This window comes from Pseudomonas sp. GW822-FHT04C11, assembly GCF_058800905.1.
Genome location: NZ_JBXAMS010000012.1, coordinates 23595 through 43431, shown reverse-complemented (window position 1 = coordinate 43431; position 19837 = coordinate 23595). Strand labels below are relative to the sequence as shown.

The following is a 19837-nucleotide window of genomic DNA, read 5'->3' as shown; positions in this document are numbered from 1 at the left end:
TCAGATCACGATCAGGTCGGCTTGCAGGGCGCCAGCCTGCTTCAATGCTTCAAGGATCGCCATCAAGTCACCCGGCGCCGCGCCGACCTGATTCACCGCACGGACAATCTCGTCCAGCGTGGTGCCAGGGCCAAACTTGAACATCGGCTTGGCTTCTTGTTGAGCGTTGACCCGGGAACGCGGCACGACGGCGGTCTGACCATTGGACAAAGGCCCAGGCTGGCTGACAATCGGGTCTTCGGTGATGGTTACGGTCAGGCTGCCATGAGTCACGGCGGCGGGTGAAACCTTGACGTTCTGGCCGATCACGATAGTGCCGGTCCGCGAGTTGATGATGACCTTGGCCACCGCCTGACCCGGATCGACTTCGAGGTTTTCCAGGATCGACAAGTAGTCGACGCGCTGGCTCGGATCGAGCGGCGCGGTGACGCGGATCGAACCGCCATCAATCGCCTGTGCAACACCAGGGCCGAGCATGTTGTTGATCTTGTCGACCACGCGCTTGGCGGTGGTGAAGTCGGAGCGATTGAGGTTCAGGGTCAGGCTGTTGCCCTGATTGAAACCGCTCGGCACCGAACGCTCGACCGAAGCACCACCTGGGATGCGACCGGCCGACGGAACGTTGACGGTAATCTTCGAACCGTCGCGACCTTCAGCATCAAAACCACCGACCACCAGGTTGCCCTGGGCGATCGCATAGACGTTACCGTCGATACCCTTGAGCGGCGTCAGCAGCAAGGTGCCGCCACGCAGGCTCTTGGAGTTGCCGATCGAGGATACGGTGATGTCGACCTGCTGACCCGGCTTGGCAAACGCCGGCAAATCGGCACTGACCGACACTGCCGCGACGTTCTTCAACTGCACGTTGCCAGAGCCGGCCGGCACCTTGATGCCGAACTGCGAGAGCATGTTGTTGAAGGTCTGCAGGGTGAACGGGGTTTGCGTGGTCTGGTCACCCGTGCCATTAAGCCCGACGACCAGACCGTAGCCGATCAATTGGTTGGAACGCACGCCCGAAATACTGGCGATGTCCTTCAACCGCTCAGCCTGAACGCCGAGGGAGGTGGACAGCAACAACACGGCCGCCATCAGGTGCTTGAAATTAAACATGAGTCGTTTCATCACCTAGAAAGGGAACAGCGGGCTTAGGAAGAAACGGTCGAACCAGCCTGGCTGACTCGCGTCGGCAAACGAACCGGTGCCCGAATAGGTGATCCGTGCATCAGCGATACGCGTCGACGGCACCGTGTTATCGGTAGCGATATCGTCTGCCCGGACCAGACCGGCAATGCGCACCAGCTCATCACCGGTGTTGAGGGTCATCCACTTCTCGCCACGCACGGCAATGATGCCGTTGGGCAGCACGTCGGCAACGGTGACGGTGATCGAACCGACCAGGCTGTTGCCCTGCCCTGCCTTGCTGTCGCCCTTGGTGGCGCGGTCACCGTTGTAATTGGCACCCAGACTCAGCGGACTGTTGGCGGCCGGGGTGCCACCGAACAACGAGGTCAGACCGATTCCGGCCTTGCTGGTCTTGTCCACCTGGGAGTTGGCATTTTTACTGGCCTGGGTCTTCTCGTTCAGGGTGATGGTGATGATGTCACCGACCCGGAACGCCTTGCGGTCGCTGTACAGGTTCTGCTCGAAACCGGCCTGATAGATCGAGCCGTTGTTCGCCGCTGCAGGCAGCGGTGTACGAGGCAACACGGGCGCGTAGTAGGGGTCATTGGGCTTCGGCGTCGGACCGACGCAGCCCGCGAGCACGGCGATCCCACTCAATGCGAGAACAGATACAAAGCGATTCATGACCCTACCTCACGGTGTTGCAGGCGGCTGCATGCCGCCTCATAGACTTGATTACAGATTCTGCGTTACGAACGAGAGCATCTGGTCGGCGGTAGAAATCACCTTGGAGTTCATCTCGTAAGCGCGTTGAGTGGTGATCATGTTGACCATCTCTTCAACGGTGCTGACGTTGGAGGTTTCCAGGGTGTTCTGCAGCGTGGTACCAAAACCGTTCAGGCCCGGCGTACCGATTTGCGGCGCGCCACTGGCGGCGGTTTCCTGGAACAGGTTGTTGCCCATCGCCTGCAGACCGGCCGGGTTGATGAAGTCGGCGGTTTGCAGGTTGCCGATCACTTGCGCGGCAGCAGCGCCTGGAACGGTGATCGACACGGTGCCGTCACGACCGACGGTGAAGGTCTGTGCATTGTTCGGAATGACGATGGCGGGTTCCAGGGCAAAGCCGCTGGCGTTGACGATCTGGCCATTGGAGTCCAGGTGGAACGTACCGTCACGGGTGTAGGCGGTGGTGCCATCCGGCTGCAGGATCTGGAAGAAACCGCGACCGTCGACCGCCATGTCCAGCGGTTGGTCGGTGGTTTGCAGGCTACCGGCGGTGAAGTTTTTCTGAGTGCCGACAATGCGCACACCGGTACCCAATTGCAGACCCGACGGCAGTGCGCTGTCCTGGGTCGACTGGGCGCCTGGCTGACGCTTGATCTGGTACAACAAGTCCTGGAACTCGGCACGGTCACGCTTGAAACCCGTGGTCGATACGTTTGCCAGGTTGTTGGAAATAGTCGTCAGGTTGGTGTCCTGGGCGGACAGACCTGTTTTGGCAACCCATAGAGCCGGAAGCATTCAATTCTCCTCGTGCGCCTGTTTTACGGCGCGACGTTCTGATAATTAGCTGATCTGCAAGACCCGAGCCATGGCCTGGTCGTCGTCTTTGGCGGTGTTCATCATCTTGATGTGCAGCTCGAATTGCTTGGACAAGGCCAACACCGAGGTCATCTCTTCAACGGCATTGACGTTGCTCGACTCAAGGAAGCCCGACACCAGTTGCACATTGGCATCGACCGGTGCCGGCTTGCCGTCTGCGGTGTTGATCGAACCGTCCAGCCCCTTGGTCATGTTCTTGATGTCCGGGTTGACCAGCTTGATGCGGTCGATTTCTGCGATGACGCGCGGACCTTCACCCATTGACCGAATGCTGATGGTGCCGTCCTGGCCGACTTCGATTTTCTGCTCGGGCGGCACGGCAATCGGGCCACCGTTGCCCATGACCGGCATGCCGTTGCCGGCGCGCAACACGCCCAAGGCGTCGACATTCAGGCTGCCGGTGCGCACATAGCTTTCGCCACCGCTCGGATTCTGTACGGCAATCCAGCCGCTGCCCTGAACCGCTACATCGAGGTCGCGACCGGTTTCAATCATCGCGCCTGGAGAGAAGTCGGTGGCCGGACGTTCGGACAGGGCAAACGCTCGCGCCGGAAAGCTGTCGCCAAACACCGGCATCGACCGCGCCTGCTCCAGGTCTTTCTGAAAACCGTTGGTGGAGATGTTCGCCAGGTTGTTGGCATGAGCCTTTTGCGCCAGTGCGTTCTGGCTGGCGCCGGTCATTGCCACATAAAGGTACTTGTCCACAGTCTTTCCTCTGCATGTCGGACGTTTGCCGCCCACCGCTGTACTGTTGAGCCTCAAGCAATTTGCAGACCAACTTTCACGCAGGGGTTCGAAGCCCTATAAACAAAGGACTTGAGAGGAATTGGAGGAGAATGGGCAATGGCATCAAAGACGAAAAACCGGCGCGGTTATGCCGCTTACGGCAAGTGTCGGCCTTTTACACGCGACACATTCACCGTGGCGAGGGAGCTTGCTCCCGCTGGGCTGCAAAGCAGCCCCAAAAACAACAATGAAGTTCCAGCAGGCATTACCCGCCGACGGAAGTTGCGGCCGCTTCGCGCCCGAGCGGGAGCAAGCTCCCTCGCCACAAAGAGCCCGTCCATCACAGGCTATGCGCCCGGTTCTTTACCGACTTCGTATTCACGCAGTTTGTTGGCGATGGTGGTATGAGAAACCCCGAGGCGCTTGCCCAACAGGCGACTGCTCGGGTACTCGGAATACAACCGCTCCAGCACCGCCTTTTCGAAACGCCCGACAATCTCGTCCAGCCCGCCTTCCAGCGAGAAATCCCCCAGAGGCTGGCGCACGCCGTAATCCGGCAGGCGAATATGCTCCGCCTTGACCGTGCCGCCGTCACACAGCGAAACCGCCTGAAACAGCACGTTCTCCAACTGCCGGACATTGCCCGGCCAGTGGTAATGACTGAGCCGCTCCATCGCCGCCGGTGCCAGCTTCGGTAGTGGACAACCAATCTGCCGACTGGCCTGATCGAGAAAGTGCTCGACCAGCGGCGTCAGACCGTCGAGGCATTCACGCAGCGGCGGGATGTGCAGCGAAAGCACATTCAATCGATGGTAAAGATCCTGACGGAATTCACCGCTGGCACACAGTTCAGACAAATCGACCTGGGTGGCGCAGATCACCCGCACATCCAGGTAAACCTCTTCATCGCTGCCGACCCGGCGGAAGCAACCGTCCTGCAAGAACCGCAGCAATTTCACCTGCAAGCGCGGGCTCATTTCCCCGACACCATCGAGAAACAACGTACCGCCCGCCGTCAGTTCCAGCAGCCCGAGCTTGCCTTCGGCGCGCGCCCCTTCGAACGCCCCTGGGCCATAACCGAACAGCTCGGTCTCAGCCATCGATTCTGGTAACCCGGCACAGTTGAGCGCCATCAACGGCGACTGTCCACGCGGGCTGGCCAGATGGCAGGCGCGCGCCAACAGTTCTTTACCGGTGCCGGTCTCGCCCTCGATCAGCAGCGGCGCATCCAGTGGCGCCATGCGTCGCGCTTCACGCACCACCGCGGCCATGACCTTCGAACTCTGGAAAATGCTGTCGAAACCGCGCAACTCCTGCTTGCGCACGTTATAGATGCGTTCGCCGACCCGGTCCGCCCGGTGCAACGTCAGCACCGCACCAGCCATGGCCTCGCTGTCGTCATGCTCCGATTGCAACGGCGCGATATCGGCCAGGAACACGTCGCCCTTGACCTTGACCCGCAAGCCATTGATCCGCGATTTATTGGCGCGAACCAGCTCCGGCAGATCGAAGTCCTCGGCATACCGCGACAAGGGAATGCCCGGCACCTCGTCCACCCGCACCCCGAGCAATTGCGCGGCGGCACGGTTGGCCGCGACGATCGAGCCGCCCATGTCGATCGACAGCACCGGAAACTCCAGCGCGCCGAGCAAGGCGTTCAGCTCCATGTGCCGACGCTCGCTGGGCATCAGCCCTACGCGCTTGACGCCAAATACACCGGTGATGGCCTCGAACTTCGGACGCAGTGCCTGGAACTGAAGGTTGATCAGGTTCGGGCAATGCAGATAGATCGCGTTGCCATGCTCGCCGCCGACCTCACCCCGGGCGACGTTGATCCCGTACTCCACCAGCAGGTTGAGAATGTCGCGCAGGATACCGATGCGGTTCTGGCAGTGGACTTTGATACGCATATAAAGGCCCGAACGGTGGTAAATGAGGCGCATGGCGAGGATTTTTCTGCCGAGGCGCGAAGTTTGTTGTCAAGATTATGTGACAGCCCAGAGCCTTTTAAAACCCGAAAATCTCAATACCTACGCCACAGCCGCCCATCCGTAACGAATACTTTACGAAAATCAGGGAATTCTCCTACGCACAACGCTCCAAACCTGCTGCAAGGTCGCACACTTCGGGTTATCTCTAGGTCCATAGGCAACAGACATAACAAGAACGTATCCCTTTGCAGGAGAGCAGCATGAAGCAGACGCAATACGTGGCCCGCGAGCCCGATGCGCAAGGTTTTATCCACTACACCGCAGAAGAACACGCGGTGTGGAACACGCTGATCACTCGCCAGCTGAAAGTGCTCGAGGGTCGTGCGTGCCAGGAATACATGGACGGCATCGAAAAACTCGGCCTGCCCCATGACCGCATTCCGCAACTCGACGAAATCAACAAAGTCCTCGGCGAGACCACTGGCTGGCAAGTTGCCCGGGTACCGGCGCTGATTCCATTCCAGACCTTCTTTGAATTACTGGCCAGCAAGCAGTTTCCCGTCGCGACCTTTATTCGTACTCGCGAAGAACTGGATTACCTGCAAGAGCCGGACATTTTCCACGAGATCTTTGGGCACTGCCCGCTGCTGACCAACCCTTGGTTCGCCGAATTCACCCACACCTACGGCAAACTCGGCCTACAGGCTTCCAAGGAAGAACGCGTTTATCTGGCGCGCCTGTACTGGATGACCATCGAGTTTGGCCTGGTCGACACCCCGCAAGGCAAACGCATCTACGGCGGCGGCATCCTCTCCTCGCCGAAAGAAACCGTGTACAGCCTGTCCGGCGAACCGGAGCATCAAGCCTTTGATCCGCTGGAAGCGATGCGCACGCCGTATCGCATCGACATCCTGCAACCGCTGTACTTCGTCCTGCCCAACCTCAAGCGCCTGTTCGATCTGGCCCACGAGGACATCATGGGCATGGTCCATCAAGGCATGCAGCTGGGTCTGCACGCACCCAAGTTTCCGCCTAAACCCAAGGCGGCCTGAGAGCGCCGCAGTCGCGGCAACCTTGCAAATGCCCGTAAAAAGTAACAACGTCTAACAAGAACCGAATTCAGGAATAAACCATGAACGCTCTGAACCAAGCCCATTGCGAAGCCTGCCGTGCCGATGCCCCACAAGTCAGCGACGAAGAACTGCCGGTACTGATCAAGCAGATCCCTGACTGGAACATCGAAGTCCGCGATGGCGTGATGCAGCTGGAAAAAGTCTTCCTGTTCAAGAATTTCAAATTCGCCCTGGCCTTTACCAATGCCGTGGGTGAAATCTCCGAGGCCGAAGGCCACCACCCAGGCCTGCTCACCGAATGGGGCAAAGTCACCGTGACCTGGTGGAGCCACTCGATCAAAGGCCTGCACCGCAACGACTTCATCATGGCCGCGCGCACTGACGAAGTGGCGAAAGACGCCGAGGGCCGCAAATAATGCATTTCGACGCCATCGGCCGAGTACCCGGCGACCCGATTCTCGGCCTGATGGAGGCCTATGCGCAGGACAGCAATCCGTGCAAGTTCGACCTTGGCGTGGGCGTCTACAAGGACGCCCAGGGCCTGACCCCGATTCCGCAGTCGGTGAAACTCGCCGAACTGCGCCTGGTGGATCGTCAGACCACCAAGACCTACATCGGCGGTCACGGTGACCCGGCTTTCGGCAAAGTGATCAATGAGCTGGTGCTCGGCGCCGATTCCACGCTGATCGCCGAGCAGCGAGCCGGCGCGACCCAAACCCCGGGCGGCACCGGCGCCTTGCGCCTGAGCGCCGACTTCATTGCGCACTGCCTGCCGGGGCGTGGCATCTGGCTGAGCAACCCGACCTGGCCGATTCACGAAACCATCTACGCCACTGCCGGCCTCAAGGTCAGCCACTATCCGTACGTGGGCAGCGACAATCGCCTCGATGTCGAAGCGATGCTGGCGACCCTGAACCTGATTCCCAAGGGCGATGTGGTGCTGCTGCACGCCTGCTGCCACAACCCGACCGGTTTCGACCTGTCCCACGATGACTGGCGCCGAGTGCTGGAGGTGGTTCGCAGCCGCGAACTGCTGCCACTGATCGACTTCGCTTATCAGGGTTTTGGCGATGGTCTGGAGCAGGACGCCTGGGCGGTGCGGTTGTTTGCCGCTGAGCTGCCCGAGCTGCTGATCACCAGTTCCTGCTCGAAAAACTTCGGTCTGTACCGCGACCGCACCGGTGCACTGATCGTCTGCGCGAAGGATGCCGAAAAGCTGGTGGATATCCGCAGCCAATTGGCCAACATCGCCCGCAACCTGTGGTCGACACCACCGGATCACGGCGCCGCCGTGGTGGCAACCATCCTCGGCGACCCGGAGCTGAAACAGCTGTGGGCCGATGAAGTGGAAGCCATGCGTTTGCGCATCGCGCAGTTGCGCTCGGGCCTGGTGGAAGCGCTGGAGCCACACGGTTTGGGTGAACGCTTCGCGCATATCGGCGTGCAACGCGGGATGTTTTCCTACACCGGTTTGACGCCGGCGCAGGTGAAAAACCTGCGCGACCACCACAGCGTGTACATGGTCAGCTCCGGTCGTGCCAACGTCGCCGGGATTGATGCGACACGTCTGGATTTGCTGGCGCAAGCTATCGCTGACGTCTGCAAGTAAATCCCTGGCAGGCTCCTTGTGGCGAGGGAGCTTGCTCCCGCTCGAGCACGCAGTGGTCGAAAAGCCTGCATTCGAGCTTTAACTGAACAAACTCATTACCTTACTTTTGGGGCTGCTCCGCAGCCCAGCGGGAGCAAGCTCCCTCGCCACAAATGCTTCAAAGCACGGGTACCGCATGCGGCCATCCGTCGCAACAAAGGGAGATAAAAGTCTTTCTGTCATCTCCCCTGCTGTATCCTGCCCAGGCTTTTTAAAAGCGCGGATCTACACAGCGATTTAAAAACAGACCTTGCGAGGAGCAACCAACATGCACGAGATTCCTAATCTCCCCTTCCCAAGCCTGCACGAAACTGCGCAGACAACCCCGCAACAAGCCGGTGCCCATAAGCCCGAGCCGAAAGAAGCCACTGGCAGCCGCAAGGCCGACAGCGAAGACTGAAAAAAGCACTACCCAGACCGTGTGGAAAGCGCTAACTCATGCGCTTTCCACACAGCCTGAACCAAGGACCCGCACATGAGCGACACCTTCACCGAAAGCCAGGCCAGCGTACTGATCGGCACTGCCGAAAAGATGATCGATGTCTGGAACCGCCTGACACCCGAGAAGCAAGCCCTGCTCCTGACCCGCTTCGGCAGCCAGGAAAACGCCCTCGCCGCACTGGTAACCACGCAACTGGTCGCACCTGCCAAATCCTGATTCCGGCCAGGCAACACAACGATCGACACCCGGCACCAATTTCTCCCCCTCTGCGCATCCAACCACCGGTATCATAAGCAGCCTATCTATCCCGCTGTCCCGTGGACCCATTCCCATGCCAGATCCTCAGCGCCCCATGGCGGTCACGCTGCAAGTCGTTTCCATCGTCCTGTTTACCTTCATCGGCTATCTGAATATCGGCATCCCCTTAGCCGTGTTGCCGGGTTACGTGCACAGCGACCTGGGCTTTGGCGCGGTGATCGCGGGCCTGGTGATCAGTGTGCAATACCTCGCCACCCTGCTCAGCCGCCCGTACGCAGGACGGATCATCGACAACCAGGGAAGCAAACGCGCGGTAATGATCGGCCTGGCGGGCTGCGGCTTGAGCGGCGTGTTTATGCTGCTGTCGGCCTGGACGCAAAACCTGCCGACCTTGAGCCTGATCAGCCTGCTGATCGGCCGACTGGTACTGGGCAGTGCCGAAAGCCTGGTCGGTTCGGGATCGATTGGTTGGGGCATCGGTCGGGTCGGCGCAGCGAATACCGCCAAGGTTATCTCCTGGAACGGCATCGCCAGTTACGGTGCGCTGGCGGTCGGCGCACCGCTCGGCGTGCTGCTGGTGCATCACTTGGGGCTGTGGAGCATGGGCGTGAGCATTCTGTTGTTGGCAGCGTTGGGGCTGCTGCTGGCCTGGCCAAAAACCGCGGCGCCGATCGTTGCCGGCGAACGCCTGCCGTTCATGCATGTGCTGGGGCGGGTGCTGCCCCACGGCTGTGGACTGGCGCTGGGCTCGATCGGCTTCGGCACCATCGCCACCTTCATCACCCTGTATTACGCCACCCGACACTGGGACAACGCCGTGCTCTGCCTGAGCCTGTTCGGCGCCTGCTTCATTGGCGCGCGCCTGTTGTTCGGTAACCTGATCAATCGCCTCGGCGGTTTTCGCGTGGCCATTGCCTGCCTGTCGGTCGAAACCCTTGGCCTGTTGCTGTTGTGGCTGGCCCCGGACGCACACTGGGCACTGGCAGGCGCGGCGTTGAGCGGGTTCGGCTTCTCGCTGGTGTTCCCGGCGCTGGGCGTGGAAGCGGTGAATCTGGTGCCCGCCTCCAGCCGTGGCGCGGCAGTCGGCGCTTACTCGCTGTTCATCGACTTGTCATTGGGGATCACCGGGCCGTTGGCGGGCGCCATCGCGGCCGGATTCGGCTTTGCCTCGATCTTCCTGTTCGCCGCCCTCGCCGCGCTGAGCGGTTTGATGCTCAGCTTCTACCTGTACCGGCAATCACCAAAGTATCGCGAAGAGCGCGAAGTGCCCTAGAAGTCGACTTTGCCGCGCCCGGCCTTGATCGAGCCGCGCTTGGTTTTTGACTCCAGCCGACGCTTCTTCGAACCCAGGGTCGGCTTGGTCGGACGACGCTTCTTTTCAACCTTGGTGGCGCTGAGGATCAACTCGGTCAGTCGCGCCAGCGCATCGGCGCGGTTGGCCTCCTGCGTGCGGTACTGCTGGGCCTTGATGATGATCACGCCGTCGCTGGTGATCCGACTGTCACGCAGCGCCAGCAAGCGCTCCTTGTAGAACTCCGGCAAGGATGACGCCGGAATATCGAAGCGCAGGTGCACCGCGCTGGAGACCTTGTTGACGTTCTGCCCACCCGCGCCTTGCGCACGAATGGCGGTCAATTCGATCTCGGCATCCGGCAGATGCACGTTGTTGGAAATCACCAGCATGGAAAAGCGTATCCGCGTTAGGAGTGCATCAGGATACCCGAATAGCCTGAAGGAGATTACAGGCTCGTCCCCACGGAGTTTTGTATGAACCCTGAAAACAACAAACCCGGCACATGGCCGGGTTTGTCGTTTCTGCTTTCTGCGTTACTTCACTGCAGAAGCCGCAGCATTCAACGCGTGCTGAGCGCTGCGTTTGTTCTTGATGTTGTAGCAGACCCACATGAACAGGACCCACACCGGAATCGCGTAGACCGAGATCTGGATGCCCGGGATCATCAGCATGATGCACAGGATAAAGGCCACGAACGCCAGGCAGATGTAGTTGCCGTACGGGTACCACAGCGCCTTGAACAAGGGCGTTTGTTTGGTGCGGTTCATGTGCTGGCGGAACTTGAAGTGCGAGTAGCTGATCATCGCCCAGTTGATCACCAGCGTTGCAACCACCAGCGACATCAGCAGTTCCAGCGCGTGCTGCGGGATCAGGTAGTTCATCACCACCGCAACGAACGTTACCGCGGCCGAGGCCAGGATCGAACGCACCGGCACGCCGCGCTTGTCGATCTTCGCCAGGCCTTTCGGGGCGTCGCCCTGTTCAGCCATGCCCAGCAACATGCGGCTGTTGCAGTAGGTGCCGCTGTTGTACACCGACAGCGCAGCAGTCAGCACCACGAAGTTGAGGATGTGCGCCGCGGTCTTGCTGCCCAGCATCGAGAACACCTGAACGAACGGGCTGCCACTATAGGCATCGCCGGACGCATTCAGGCTCACCAGCAAGCTGTCCCACGGAGTCAGCGACAGCAGAACCACCAGGGCGCCGATGTAGAAAATCAGGATCCGGTAGATCACCTGATTGATGGCTTTCGGGATCACGGTTTTCGGCTTGTCGGCTTCTGCTGCGGTGAAACCGAGCATTTCCAGGCCGCCGAAGGAGAACATGATGATCGCCATGGCCATCACCAGACCACTGACGCCATTCGGGAAGAACCCACCGTGTTCCCACAGGTTGCTCACCGAGGCTTGCGGGCCGCCATGGCCGCTGACCAGCAGGTAGCTGCCCAGGGCAATCATGCCGACGATCGCCACGACCTTGATGATCGCAAACCAGAACTCCGCTTCGCCAAAGACTTTGACGTTAGCCAGGTTGATCGCATTGATCATCACGAAGAACACTGCAGCCGAAGCCCAAGTCGGGACATCCGGCCACCAGTAGTGCACGTATTTGCCGACCGCAGTCAGTTCCGACATGCCCACCAGGATGTACAGGATCCAGCAGTTCCAGCCCGACAGGAAGCCGGCGAAACCGCCCCAGTACTTGTGCGCAAAGTGGCTGAACGAGCCGGCCACCGGCTCTTCAACGATCATTTCGCCCAGTTGGCGCATGATCATGAAAGCGATGAAGCCACAGATTGCGTAACCGAGAATCATCGACGGGCCGGCCGATTTCAGCACACCGGCAGAGCCCAGGAACAATCCGGTACCGATCGCGCCACCGAGGGCGATCAGTTGAATATGGCGATTTTTCAGGCCGCGTTGAAGCGTACCTGAATGCGAGTTTTGTCCACTCATGAAAAGGGTCTCACGCAAGGTTTGATAATGTTCGTTAAGACGTTGCCGCTCGGATCAGGATCAAGCAGCGCGGATCAAACCCCAGCGCAGGCACCAGGAGTTCAGCGTTTTTTTACCGGTCATGCGTCACCTGTTTGTTTTTATCTGTGACGAAATCGAACCCGACACGCTTGTGGCGCGGCGGAGTTAACAAAGCGGATAGCCTTGAGTTTGCGCAGTTACGCAGGGTGGTCACAGTTAAAACGCGGCGCATTGTACACCTGTAACCCCCTGCTGCCAGACACCGCTGAATCAGCGGGTCGTTTGCCGGGATTGCCTGTGTCCGCCTCGGGGAGCCCGGACGGCTGCAAAAAAAGGCTCAGACCTTTGCGGGTCGTTGACGGGGACGATGGAAAAATCGTCCCTCGAAGAGAGATGGAGATGACTCACGGCGTTCATTGCGCCTCCTTCTTGTTATGCACCTGCACGACAGGCATGGGCGCATCTCACCGCTGAAACCGTCTTGAAACAAGCGGACCAGAGCCCTGCAAACCGTATGACAGAGCGCCAACCGGAAGTTTTTCCTTACAGTCCTCACTGCAACCCGAATCCATGGCGCAGAACGCGGCTTTTCGTAAAGCCTCCGTTACGAGGCGTAACGTATTTTTTCCACAACAGATCTTTCTGGAGGCCGACTGCAAATTGACAGCAGCCCCATTCCTGCCGATGAGACCGAGTTAGCGTTTTGTTTTTAATTGAAAAAACAGACAACCAAAAACGGAATATAAATTTCACCAAAGATGAATTTAAATTTTAAATTGTATTTTAAAAAGTACTGGACTAGGTTTCCAACCACTTGCCAGACCGTGAAGGCGCGCAAGTAAGCGGCAACTTTTTCAGTCGCAATGATTTATTCCCGCACTGAAAACAGCACCGCCATTCAACCTTAAAGCTATCAGGGAGATTCACTATGCAAGCAATGAATAAAGACCTGGAAACCGAACTGCAACTGGACGAGTGGTTTGAAGCGCCGACCCATGACGCAGCTGTTGAAATGATGCAAGCCGACGCGGTCGTTCCGTTCGGCACGGCGATGTGGCCTTTGTAAGAAATCCAGGCAGGTACGCGCCGGCCGGTCGTACCTGCCATTATTCGCTGACTGTCAGGGAGGATTCATGGAAAGACTCCGCGCCATTTCGCATTTCCTTTACTACCTCGAACACCACCCTGCCCTCGTTGGCGTACGTCCGGCCAAGGTCTTGCTTGGGCATACGCAACCTTACGAGGCGTTGACCGGCGCGATCATCGAGCAAGCGGCCAACGAGCCATTCCACTTCAGTGCCATGCGCCTGGACCTCGAATCGACCCAAACCCTGGCGCAGGCGATTGCCGACTGCGATCTGTACATTTTCTTCTATGACTCGTCGACCCTGCCCAACCCGCGCCCGGACGGCCCCGACTTTGTTCGCGCCCTGCAAAGCGTCATGGCCGACCACTGGAAGAAGTCGCTGCTGTTCAAGGATTACGGCGATTACTTCTACGACACCTTCAGTGTCACGCCGCAACGTATCGCCGGGCTCAACAGCCATCTGATCCAGCGCATGTCCCAGGCCACCACCCTGAGCTTCAGTGATCGACATGGCTCTTACTTTGAAACACCGCTGAGCAGCATCAAGAAGTGGACCAATATCAACGGCGTCGGCAACTTCGATCTGGCGCCCGGCGAGATCGCCACCCACAGCGAAGCCATCAATGGCCAGGTAAAGTTCGTCGGTACCTTCCTCGGCACCATTCCTTTCGCCCGCAAATATGGTGTGCTCGAATCGCCGCTGGAATTGTGGATCGAGAACTCGACCATCAGCCGAATCGCCACGCAAGTGCCGGGGCTGGAACATGACTTCAACAAATACCTGGATGCCAATCCTTCCAACCGACGCATCGAGGAGTTGGGGATCGGCACCAACGAGGGCGTCAAGGACCTGTATGCGCGCAACGCCGGCTTCGAAGAGCGCCATTGCGGCCTCCACCTGGGGTTGGGCGGTGGCGCCAAGGGCAGCCATCACCTGGACCTGATCTTCGCCAGCGGCGTGTTGGCGCTGGATGACAAGCCGGTGTTTGATGGGCGGTTTGTGTTCTAAGCGAGTTCAGTGGTGACGCGGCTGACGTCATCGCGGGCAAGCCATGCTCCTACAGGTTTTGCGGTGATCTTGAAAATGGAGGTAAATCTGTAGGAGCAAGGCTTGCCCGCGATGCTCCATAGAGGCAAAAAAAAACGCCAACCCGAGGGTTGGCGTTTTTTATGGAGCGCTTACCGATTATTCCGGCTTGCGACGACCAAAGCCTGGGCGTTGACCAGAACCGGCCGGTGCGCCACGACGCTTGCCCGATGGCGCATCACGGTCGACCAGGACGATGCCCGGACGCTTTTTCGGCGCAGGCTTGGCCGGGCGCTTGGTGTCGGACGGACGGTCTGCCACTGGCGTACCGCGACCGGACTCACCACGACCTGCCGGCGCACCGCGATCGCTGCGACCACCGGACGGAGCACCGCGGCCTTCGCCACGTTCAGTGCGACCGTTGGCCGGACGCGGAGTGCGTGGACCGCGCTCGCCGTCCTGACGTGGTGCCGGCTTGCGAGCCGGACGCTCGCCTTCAATCTGCGGCTCGCGCGCTGGACGCGGACCAGCAGCCGCTGGAGCACCAGTCGCTGGACGCAGGGTCCGCACGCGCTCGCTCTTGCCGACCGGGCGCGACGACTTGCGCTGCATACGCTCAAGCTTGTCTTTGCTCTTGGCGTTCATTTGCGGCATAGCCACCGGGGTCAAACCGACTTCAGCACTCAGTACGTCGACTTCGTACTGGCTCATTTCGCGCCAGCGGCCCATCGGCAGGTCAGAGTTGAGGAACACCGGACCGAAACGCACGCGCTTCAGACGGCTGACCACCAGCCCCTGGGATTCCCACAGACGTCGAACTTCACGGTTACGACCTTCCATCACCACGCAGTGGTACCAGTGGTTGAAACCTTCGCCACCTGGAGCCTGCTTGATGTCGGTGAACTTCGCCGGGCCGTCTTCGAGAACGACGCCAGCCTTCAGGCGCTCGATCATTTCGTCGTCGACTTCACCACGAACACGTACCGCGTACTCGCGGTCCATTTCGTAGGATGGGTGCATCAGGCGGTTGGCCAGTTCACCGTCGGTGGTGAACATCAGCAAACCGGTGGTGTTGATGTCCAGACGACCGATGTTGATCCAGCGGCCTTCTTTGGGTTTCGGCATTTTGTCGAACACGGTCGGACGGCCTTCCGGGTCGTCACGGGTGCAGATTTCGCCGTCGGGTTTGTTGTACATGATCACGCGGCGGACCGATTCGGCCGCTTCTTCACGCTTGATCACCTTGCCATCGATGGTGATGGCGTCGTGCAGGTCGACTCGCAGGCCAAGGGTGGCATCTTTGCCGTTGACCTTGATCCGGCCATGACTGATCCAGGCTTCTACGTCGCGGCGCGAGCCGACACCGATACGGGCGAGGACTTTCTGCAGTTTTTCGCCTGCTGGGCCGATTTCCTGGTCGTCTTTCTGGTCGTTGATACTCATCTGGGCACCTCCCGGTGTGGTCTGTTCAGGCCTGGCCTGAAGAGTTGAAATCTGGTCTTTGGGCGAAAGGATCGCCGAAGGGTCGCGAATCATACGCGCATGACGCCGCTCGCGCATCAGAGACTAGCGGATAAACGGTCGGTTAATTGTTTTTCCGCCGACCGGTGGTGCGCAAGGATCTTTTGGCGCCCCTCAATCCTCAAACTGGCGGCGTTCGTTCTCGATCGCTTCGGCGAGGGCCTGGGCTTCGGCTTCTTCGTCGCTCAGCTCGGGTTCGGGTTCGGACTGCTCCAACGCGGCGACGGCGGCGAGCAGTTTCTCCCGAGCTTCGGCAACGCCGAGGACGTCGTCTTCAGCCTCCTCCTCAACTTCTTCAGTTTCGGCCTCGGCTTCAACCTGGTGCTCGGTCTCTACCGCCACTTCGACGGGCGCATCAACGGGCGATTGCGGCTCGCTGTCGCTGACCGCGCCGTCACGCAGCAAGTCGTCGAAGTCGGTCTTGATCCCCTCTTCCATCGAGTCCAGTTCGAGCAGCAAGGTATGGAAACTGGTCTCGTCTTTCGGTTCTTCCGGCTCGGCGCTGGCATCGGCCAGTTCTTGCAGGCCCTGCGGCACCGGTGCGTCGTCGAACTCGAGCATCGGCTCGGGTTCCAGCTCGCGCAGTTCGGCCAGCGGTGGCAGGTCGTCGAGGTTCTTCAGGTTGAAATGATCGAGGAACGCCTTGGTGGTGGCGAACATCGCCGGCTTGCCCGGTACGTCGCGATAACCGACGATCCTGATCCACTCACGCTCCAGCAGGGTCTTGACGATGTGGCTGTTGACCGCCACGCCGCGCACATCCTCGATCTCGCCACGGGTGATCGGCTGACGATAGGCGATCAACGCCATGGTCTCCAGCATCGCCCGGGAATAGCGCTGCGGGCGCTCTTCCCACAGACGTCCGACCCAGGGCGCGAACTTCTCGCGAATTTGCAGACGGTAGCCCGAGGCGACTTCCTTCAGCTCAAAAGCCCGACCGTCGCAGGATTTCGCGAGAATCGCCAAGGCCTTCTTGAAGACCGGCGGCTCCGGGCGCTCGCCCTCCTCGAAGAGTTCGTACAGACGCTCCATCGACTGCGGCTTTCCCGAGGCCAACAGAAAGGCTTCAAGCAGTGGCGCCAGCTCGCGGGGTTCACTCAGATTCATTGATTTTGCTCGTTATTCGGCTCGCGCCCGCACATGGATAGCCGCAAACGGCTCATTCTGCACCAGCTCGACCAAGGATTCCTTGACCAGTTCGAGGATCGCCATAAAGGTCACGACCACACCCAAGCGTCCTTCTTCGGCGGTGAACAGCTCGACAAAAGGCACAAAACCGCCGCCCTTGAGCCGTTCCAGCACATCGCTCATGCGCTCGCGCGTTGACAACGCCTCGCGGCTGACCTGATGGCTTTCGAACATATCGCCACGGCGCAGCACCTCGGCCATGGACATCAGCAACTCTTCCAGACTCACGTCCGGCAGCAATTTGCGCGCCATCGCCTGCGGGGCATCGAGCTTGGGCACCACCACATCGCGGCCGACCCGGCTCAGGCCGTCGATGCCTTCAGCCGCGGCCTTGAAGCGTTCGTACTCCTGCAAGCGCCGGATCAGCTCGGCACGCGGATCGTCCTCTTCCTCTTCGATCTCGGCCGAGCGCGGCAGCAGCATCCGCGACTTGATCTCGGCGAGCATCGCCGCCATCACCAGATACTCGGCAGCCAGTTCCAGGCGCACCGACTGCATCAACTCGACATAGCCCATGTACTGCCGGGTAATTTCCGCCACCGGAATGTCGAGGATATTGATGTTCTGCTTGCGGATCAGGTACAGCAGCAAGTCGAGCGGGCCTTCGAAGGCTTCAAGGAAGACTTCCAGCGCGTCCGGCGGAATGTACAGGTCCAGCGGCATTTCCATGACCGCCTGGCCATAGACCATGGCGAACGGCAGCTCTTGCTGTGCCCCGGCCTGGCTATCGACGGGCTCTACTGCGGACATCTAGGCCTCAACCGTAAACGGTGCAGGGTCACCGCAACCGACGCGAATCACTTCTGGCTCGCCATCGGCCAGGTTGATCACCGTGGAGGCTTTGATACCGCCAAAACCGCCGTCGATGATCAGGTCGACCTGATGCTCAAGCAACTGGCGCATTTCATACGGATCGCTCAACGGGTCGGTGTCGCCGGGCATGATCAGGGTCACGCTCATCAGCGGCTCACCCAGCTCTGCGAGCAGCGCCAGGGCAATCGGATGGCTCGGCACCCGCAGTCCGATGGTGCGCTTCTTCGGATGCAGCAGCAGACGCGGCACTTCGCGAGTGGCGTTGAGAATAAACGTGTACGGCCCCGGCAAGTGGGCCTTGAGCAAGCGGAAGGTGCCGGTGTCGATCTTGGCGAACAGCCCCAGCTGTGACAGGTCGCTGCAAATCAGCGCGAAATTGTGCTTTTCATCCAGCTGACGTAGCCGACGCACGCGCTCCACAGCATTCTTGTCACCGATCTGGCAACCAATGGCGTAGGACGAGTCAGTAGGATAAATCACTACCCCGCCATTGCGGATGATCTCGACAGCCTGTTTGATCAGGCGCGCTTGCGGGTTTTCCGGATGAATCTGGAAAAATTGACTCACATTGTCTACCTGTTCAGACGGCAATAACGGCTGGGTCATGTTTGAACCGACACCAAAGTGGTGGCAGGTCCTCCGGGAGTGGGCGGTACTCGCCGATCTCGGACCAGCCTCCGGGTCCATGGAAATCACTGCCAGCACTGACCAGCAGACCGAACTCACGCGCAAGAATAGCCAGGCTGCCGACCTGCTCGGCCGGCTGATGGCCATTGACCACCTCGATTGCGTGGCCGCCTGCTTGAATATAGTCGGCAATCAGGCGACGGCGTTTGCTGCGGGTAAAATCATAGTGCCAAGGATGCGCCAGACTGACCCAGGCCCCGGCAGCGCGCAGGGTTTCGACGGTTTCTTCCAGGGTCGGCCAGTGCTGCTTGACGTCCCCCAGCTTGCCGGCGCCCAGCCACTTGCGGAAGGCTTCGGCACGGTCCTTGACGAAGCCTGCACGGACTAAATAGTCGGCAAAGTGCGGTCGGGCCGGCGCATTGCCGCTGTCACCGAGCTCCTGCTGGATAGCTCGCGCGCCTTCCAGCGCGCCCGGCATGCCCTTGAGTTCGAGCTTGCGGCTGATTTCTTCGGACCTCAGCCAGCGCCCGTCACGCAATTTGGCAATCGCCTCGACCAGCGCCGGGGCATTGACGTCGAACCCGTAACCGAGCACATGAATGGTCGCGCCCCCCCAGGTGCAGGACAATTCGACGCCGTTGATCAGTTGCATCCCCAGCGCAACCGCAGCGCTGCGGGCCTCGTCGAGGCCTTCAAGGGTGTCGTGATCGGTCAAGGCCAGGACTCGCACGCCTTTCTCGAACGCACGCGCAACCAGTACCGCAGGCGCCAGGGCGCCATCGGAGGCCGTGCTATGGCAGTGCAAATCAACATTCACAGGACTGTGTAACCTCAAATCAGCTGGCGCTTTCGCGACTCAATATGTTTGTTATTATGCCGCCACATCCTGCTTCTGGCTGCCACTGTGAAACAATTCATCGACTTCATCCCGCTTCTGCTGTTTTTCATCGTCTTCAAAATCGATCCACGGGTCGTCGACATCGCCGGTCATCCACTGACGGTAGGCGGCATTTACAGCGCCACTGCGATGCTGATCGTCAGCTCTCTGGTGGTCTACGGCACGCTGTTCATCAAGCAGCGCAAGCTGGAAAAGAGCCAGTGGCTGACCCTGATCGCCTGCCTGGTCTTCGGTAGCCTGACCCTGGCGTTCCACAGCGAAACCTTCCTTAAATGGAAAGCGCCGGTGGTCAACTGGCTGTTCGCCCTGGCCTTTATCGGCAGCCACTTCATCGGCGAGCAGTTGCTGATCAAACGCATCATGGGCCATGCGCTGACCCTGCCGGACCTGGTCTGGAGCCGTTTGAACATCGCCTGGATCGGCTTTTTCCTGTTTTGTGGCGCGGCCAACCTGTTCGTTGCGTTCACCTTCCAGGACTATTGGGTCGACTTCAAAGTCTTCGGCAGCCTGGGCATGACCCTGCTGTTCCTGGTCGGCCAGGGCATTTACCTGTCCCGCCACCTGCACGACGCCGACACTTCTACGCCAAAAACCGAGGACTGAC

At 59.7% G+C, this 19837-nt stretch carries 21 protein-coding genes; 9 read left to right on the top strand and 12 right to left on the bottom strand.

Going from position 1 to position 19837, the window contains the following annotated elements; genetic code table 11:
• From AC1RJ3_RS19385 to AC1RJ3_RS19365, 5 genes are all read right to left on the bottom strand, one after another.
• On the bottom strand, positions 1 to 1110 hold the full coding sequence (locus AC1RJ3_RS19385) for a flagellar basal body P-ring protein FlgI (protein ID WP_054596272.1): 1110 nt from the start codon (positions 1108 to 1110) through the stop codon (positions 1 to 3).
• 15 nt (positions 1111 to 1125) lie between these two features.
• The gene (gene flgH, locus AC1RJ3_RS19380) at positions 1126 to 1806 is read right to left on the bottom strand and encodes a flagellar basal body L-ring protein FlgH (RefSeq protein ID WP_054596271.1); all 681 of its coding nucleotides are present in this window, start codon (positions 1804 to 1806) and stop codon (positions 1126 to 1128) included.
• A 51-nt stretch (positions 1807 to 1857) separates the two neighbouring features.
• Complete coding sequence (gene flgG / locus AC1RJ3_RS19375) at positions 1858 to 2643, bottom strand: flagellar basal-body rod protein FlgG (protein WP_054596270.1); 786 nt, start codon at positions 2641 to 2643, stop codon at positions 1858 to 1860.
• Between the two features lie 45 nt (positions 2644 to 2688).
• Positions 2689 to 3429 (bottom strand): flagellar basal body rod protein FlgF, encoded by a 741-nt coding sequence (locus AC1RJ3_RS19370; RefSeq protein ID WP_103315585.1) that lies wholly within the window; start codon positions 3427 to 3429, stop codon positions 2689 to 2691.
• Between the two features lie 368 nt (positions 3430 to 3797).
• Positions 3798 to 5360, bottom strand: coding sequence for a sigma-54-dependent transcriptional regulator (locus AC1RJ3_RS19365; protein WP_103315682.1), 1563 nt, complete (start codon positions 5358 to 5360; stop codon positions 3798 to 3800).
• A 281-nt stretch (positions 5361 to 5641) separates the two neighbouring features.
• Between AC1RJ3_RS19365 and phhA the strand changes: the two genes are divergently transcribed.
• From phhA to AC1RJ3_RS19335, 6 genes are all read left to right on the top strand, one after another.
• Positions 5642 to 6433, top strand: coding sequence for a phenylalanine 4-monooxygenase (gene phhA, locus AC1RJ3_RS19360; protein WP_054596268.1), 792 nt, complete (start codon positions 5642 to 5644; stop codon positions 6431 to 6433).
• An 80-nt stretch (positions 6434 to 6513) separates the two neighbouring features.
• Positions 6514 to 6870, top strand: a complete 357-nt coding sequence (locus tag AC1RJ3_RS19355) for a 4a-hydroxytetrahydrobiopterin dehydratase (protein ID WP_019692410.1) — start codon at positions 6514 to 6516, stop codon at positions 6868 to 6870.
• Positions 6870 to 8063 carry an amino acid aminotransferase gene (locus AC1RJ3_RS19350; RefSeq protein WP_103315583.1) on the top strand — a complete coding sequence of 398 codons (1194 nt, stop codon included), beginning with the start codon at positions 6870 to 6872 and terminating at the stop codon, positions 8061 to 8063. Before AC1RJ3_RS19355 ends, AC1RJ3_RS19350 begins: the two co-directional genes overlap by 1 nt.
• Before the next feature lie 307 nt (positions 8064 to 8370).
• Positions 8371 to 8502 carry a hypothetical protein gene (locus AC1RJ3_RS19345; protein WP_256583854.1) on the top strand — a complete coding sequence of 44 codons (132 nt, stop codon included), beginning with the start codon at positions 8371 to 8373 and terminating at the stop codon, positions 8500 to 8502.
• Positions 8503 to 8577: 75 nt separating this feature from the next.
• Positions 8578 to 8760 carry a hypothetical protein gene (locus AC1RJ3_RS19340; protein WP_019692413.1) on the top strand — a complete coding sequence of 61 codons (183 nt, stop codon included), beginning with the start codon at positions 8578 to 8580 and terminating at the stop codon, positions 8758 to 8760.
• A 115-nt stretch (positions 8761 to 8875) separates the two neighbouring features.
• Positions 8876 to 10075 carry an MFS transporter gene (locus tag AC1RJ3_RS19335; RefSeq protein WP_054596266.1) on the top strand — a complete coding sequence of 400 codons (1200 nt, stop codon included), beginning with the start codon at positions 8876 to 8878 and terminating at the stop codon, positions 10073 to 10075.
• On the opposite strand, the gene arfB is transcribed toward AC1RJ3_RS19335, so the two are convergent.
• Together arfB and AC1RJ3_RS19325 are read right to left on the bottom strand one after the other, a co-directional pair.
• A complete protein-coding gene (gene arfB / locus AC1RJ3_RS19330) occupies positions 10072 to 10485 on the bottom strand; it encodes an alternative ribosome rescue aminoacyl-tRNA hydrolase ArfB (protein ID WP_019692415.1) in 414 nt (137 codons plus the stop codon). The two genes, AC1RJ3_RS19335 and arfB, sit on opposite strands and share 4 nt — an antisense overlap.
• Positions 10486 to 10629: 144 nt before the next feature.
• Positions 10630 to 12051 carry an amino acid permease gene (locus AC1RJ3_RS19325; RefSeq protein ID WP_054596265.1) on the bottom strand — a complete coding sequence of 474 codons (1422 nt, stop codon included), beginning with the start codon at positions 12049 to 12051 and terminating at the stop codon, positions 10630 to 10632.
• Positions 12052 to 13000: 949 nt separating this feature from the next.
• Between AC1RJ3_RS19325 and AC1RJ3_RS19320 the strand changes: the two genes are divergently transcribed.
• Complete coding sequence (locus AC1RJ3_RS19320) at positions 13001 to 13138, top strand: hypothetical protein (protein WP_054596264.1); 138 nt, start codon at positions 13001 to 13003, stop codon at positions 13136 to 13138.
• Positions 13139 to 13205: 67 nt separating this feature from the next.
• Entirely contained in the window at positions 13206 to 14168 is a 963-nt protein-coding gene (locus AC1RJ3_RS19315) for a M29 family metallopeptidase (RefSeq protein ID WP_493079971.1), read from the top strand.
• 177 nt (positions 14169 to 14345) lie between these two features.
• Here the strand turns inward: AC1RJ3_RS19315 and rluB are convergent, their stop codons facing one another.
• The 5 genes from rluB to AC1RJ3_RS19290 all read right to left on the bottom strand — a co-directional run bounded on the left by rluB (position 14346) and on the right by AC1RJ3_RS19290 (position 19152).
• Positions 14346 to 15629 (bottom strand): 23S rRNA pseudouridine(2605) synthase RluB, encoded by a 1284-nt coding sequence (gene rluB, locus AC1RJ3_RS19310; protein WP_054596262.1) that lies wholly within the window; start codon positions 15627 to 15629, stop codon positions 14346 to 14348.
• Positions 15630 to 15821: 192 nt separating this feature from the next.
• Positions 15822 to 16814: an SMC-Scp complex subunit ScpB gene (gene scpB / locus AC1RJ3_RS19305; protein WP_493079968.1), complete on the bottom strand. Its 993-nt coding sequence runs from the start codon at positions 16812 to 16814 to the stop codon at positions 15822 to 15824.
• Positions 16815 to 16826: 12 nt separating this feature from the next.
• The gene (locus tag AC1RJ3_RS19300) at positions 16827 to 17645 is read right to left on the bottom strand and encodes a segregation and condensation protein A (RefSeq protein ID WP_489111743.1); all 819 of its coding nucleotides are present in this window, start codon (positions 17643 to 17645) and stop codon (positions 16827 to 16829) included.
• The gene (locus AC1RJ3_RS19295; protein ID WP_103315681.1) at positions 17646 to 18275 is read right to left on the bottom strand and encodes an L-threonylcarbamoyladenylate synthase; all 630 of its coding nucleotides are present in this window, start codon (positions 18273 to 18275) and stop codon (positions 17646 to 17648) included.
• A 13-nt stretch (positions 18276 to 18288) separates the two neighbouring features.
• Positions 18289 to 19152 carry a PHP domain-containing protein gene (locus tag AC1RJ3_RS19290; RefSeq protein WP_054596259.1) on the bottom strand — a complete coding sequence of 288 codons (864 nt, stop codon included), beginning with the start codon at positions 19150 to 19152 and terminating at the stop codon, positions 18289 to 18291.
• Positions 19153 to 19239: 87 nt separating this feature from the next.
• On the opposite strand from AC1RJ3_RS19290, the gene AC1RJ3_RS19285 reads away from it, so the two are divergent.
• A complete protein-coding gene (locus AC1RJ3_RS19285) occupies positions 19240 to 19836 on the top strand; it encodes a septation protein A (RefSeq protein WP_493079965.1) in 597 nt (198 codons plus the stop codon).
• Position 19837 lies beyond the last annotated feature (1 nt).

What these genes read in the sequence shown, in the direction of transcription:
- AC1RJ3_RS19355 (WP_019692410.1), top strand. Translation starts at nt 6,514, where the DNA reads ATGAACGCTCTGAACCAAGCCCATTGCGAAGCCTGCCGTGCCGATGCC.
- flgH (WP_054596271.1), bottom strand. Translation starts at nt 1,806, where the DNA reads ATGAATCGCTTTGTATCTGTTCTCGCATTGAGTGGGATCGCCGTGCTC.
- AC1RJ3_RS19315 (WP_493079971.1), top strand. Translation starts at nt 13,206, where the DNA reads ATGGAAAGACTCCGCGCCATTTCGCATTTCCTTTACTACCTCGAACAC.
- arfB (WP_019692415.1), bottom strand. Translation starts at nt 10,485, where the DNA reads ATGCTGGTGATTTCCAACAACGTGCATCTGCCGGATGCCGAGATCGAA.
- scpB (WP_493079968.1), bottom strand. Translation starts at nt 16,814, where the DNA reads ATGAATCTGAGTGAACCCCGCGAGCTGGCGCCACTGCTTGAAGCCTTT.
- AC1RJ3_RS19300 (WP_489111743.1), bottom strand. Translation starts at nt 17,645, where the DNA reads ATGTCCGCAGTAGAGCCCGTCGATAGCCAGGCCGGGGCACAGCAAGAG.
- AC1RJ3_RS19320 (WP_054596264.1), top strand. Translation starts at nt 13,001, where the DNA reads ATGCAAGCAATGAATAAAGACCTGGAAACCGAACTGCAACTGGACGAG.
- AC1RJ3_RS19385 (WP_054596272.1), bottom strand. Translation starts at nt 1,110, where the DNA reads ATGTTTAATTTCAAGCACCTGATGGCGGCCGTGTTGTTGCTGTCCACC.
- AC1RJ3_RS19345 (WP_256583854.1), top strand. Translation starts at nt 8,371, where the DNA reads ATGCACGAGATTCCTAATCTCCCCTTCCCAAGCCTGCACGAAACTGCG.
- phhA (WP_054596268.1), top strand. Translation starts at nt 5,642, where the DNA reads ATGAAGCAGACGCAATACGTGGCCCGCGAGCCCGATGCGCAAGGTTTT.
- AC1RJ3_RS19350 (WP_103315583.1), top strand. Translation starts at nt 6,870, where the DNA reads ATGCATTTCGACGCCATCGGCCGAGTACCCGGCGACCCGATTCTCGGC.
- AC1RJ3_RS19340 (WP_019692413.1), top strand. Translation starts at nt 8,578, where the DNA reads ATGAGCGACACCTTCACCGAAAGCCAGGCCAGCGTACTGATCGGCACT.
- flgG (WP_054596270.1), bottom strand. Translation starts at nt 2,643, where the DNA reads ATGCTTCCGGCTCTATGGGTTGCCAAAACAGGTCTGTCCGCCCAGGAC.
- AC1RJ3_RS19325 (WP_054596265.1), bottom strand. Translation starts at nt 12,051, where the DNA reads ATGAGTGGACAAAACTCGCATTCAGGTACGCTTCAACGCGGCCTGAAA.
- AC1RJ3_RS19335 (WP_054596266.1), top strand. Translation starts at nt 8,876, where the DNA reads ATGCCAGATCCTCAGCGCCCCATGGCGGTCACGCTGCAAGTCGTTTCC.
- rluB (WP_054596262.1), bottom strand. Translation starts at nt 15,629, where the DNA reads ATGAGTATCAACGACCAGAAAGACGACCAGGAAATCGGCCCAGCAGGC.
- AC1RJ3_RS19365 (WP_103315682.1), bottom strand. Translation starts at nt 5,360, where the DNA reads ATGCGTATCAAAGTCCACTGCCAGAACCGCATCGGTATCCTGCGCGAC.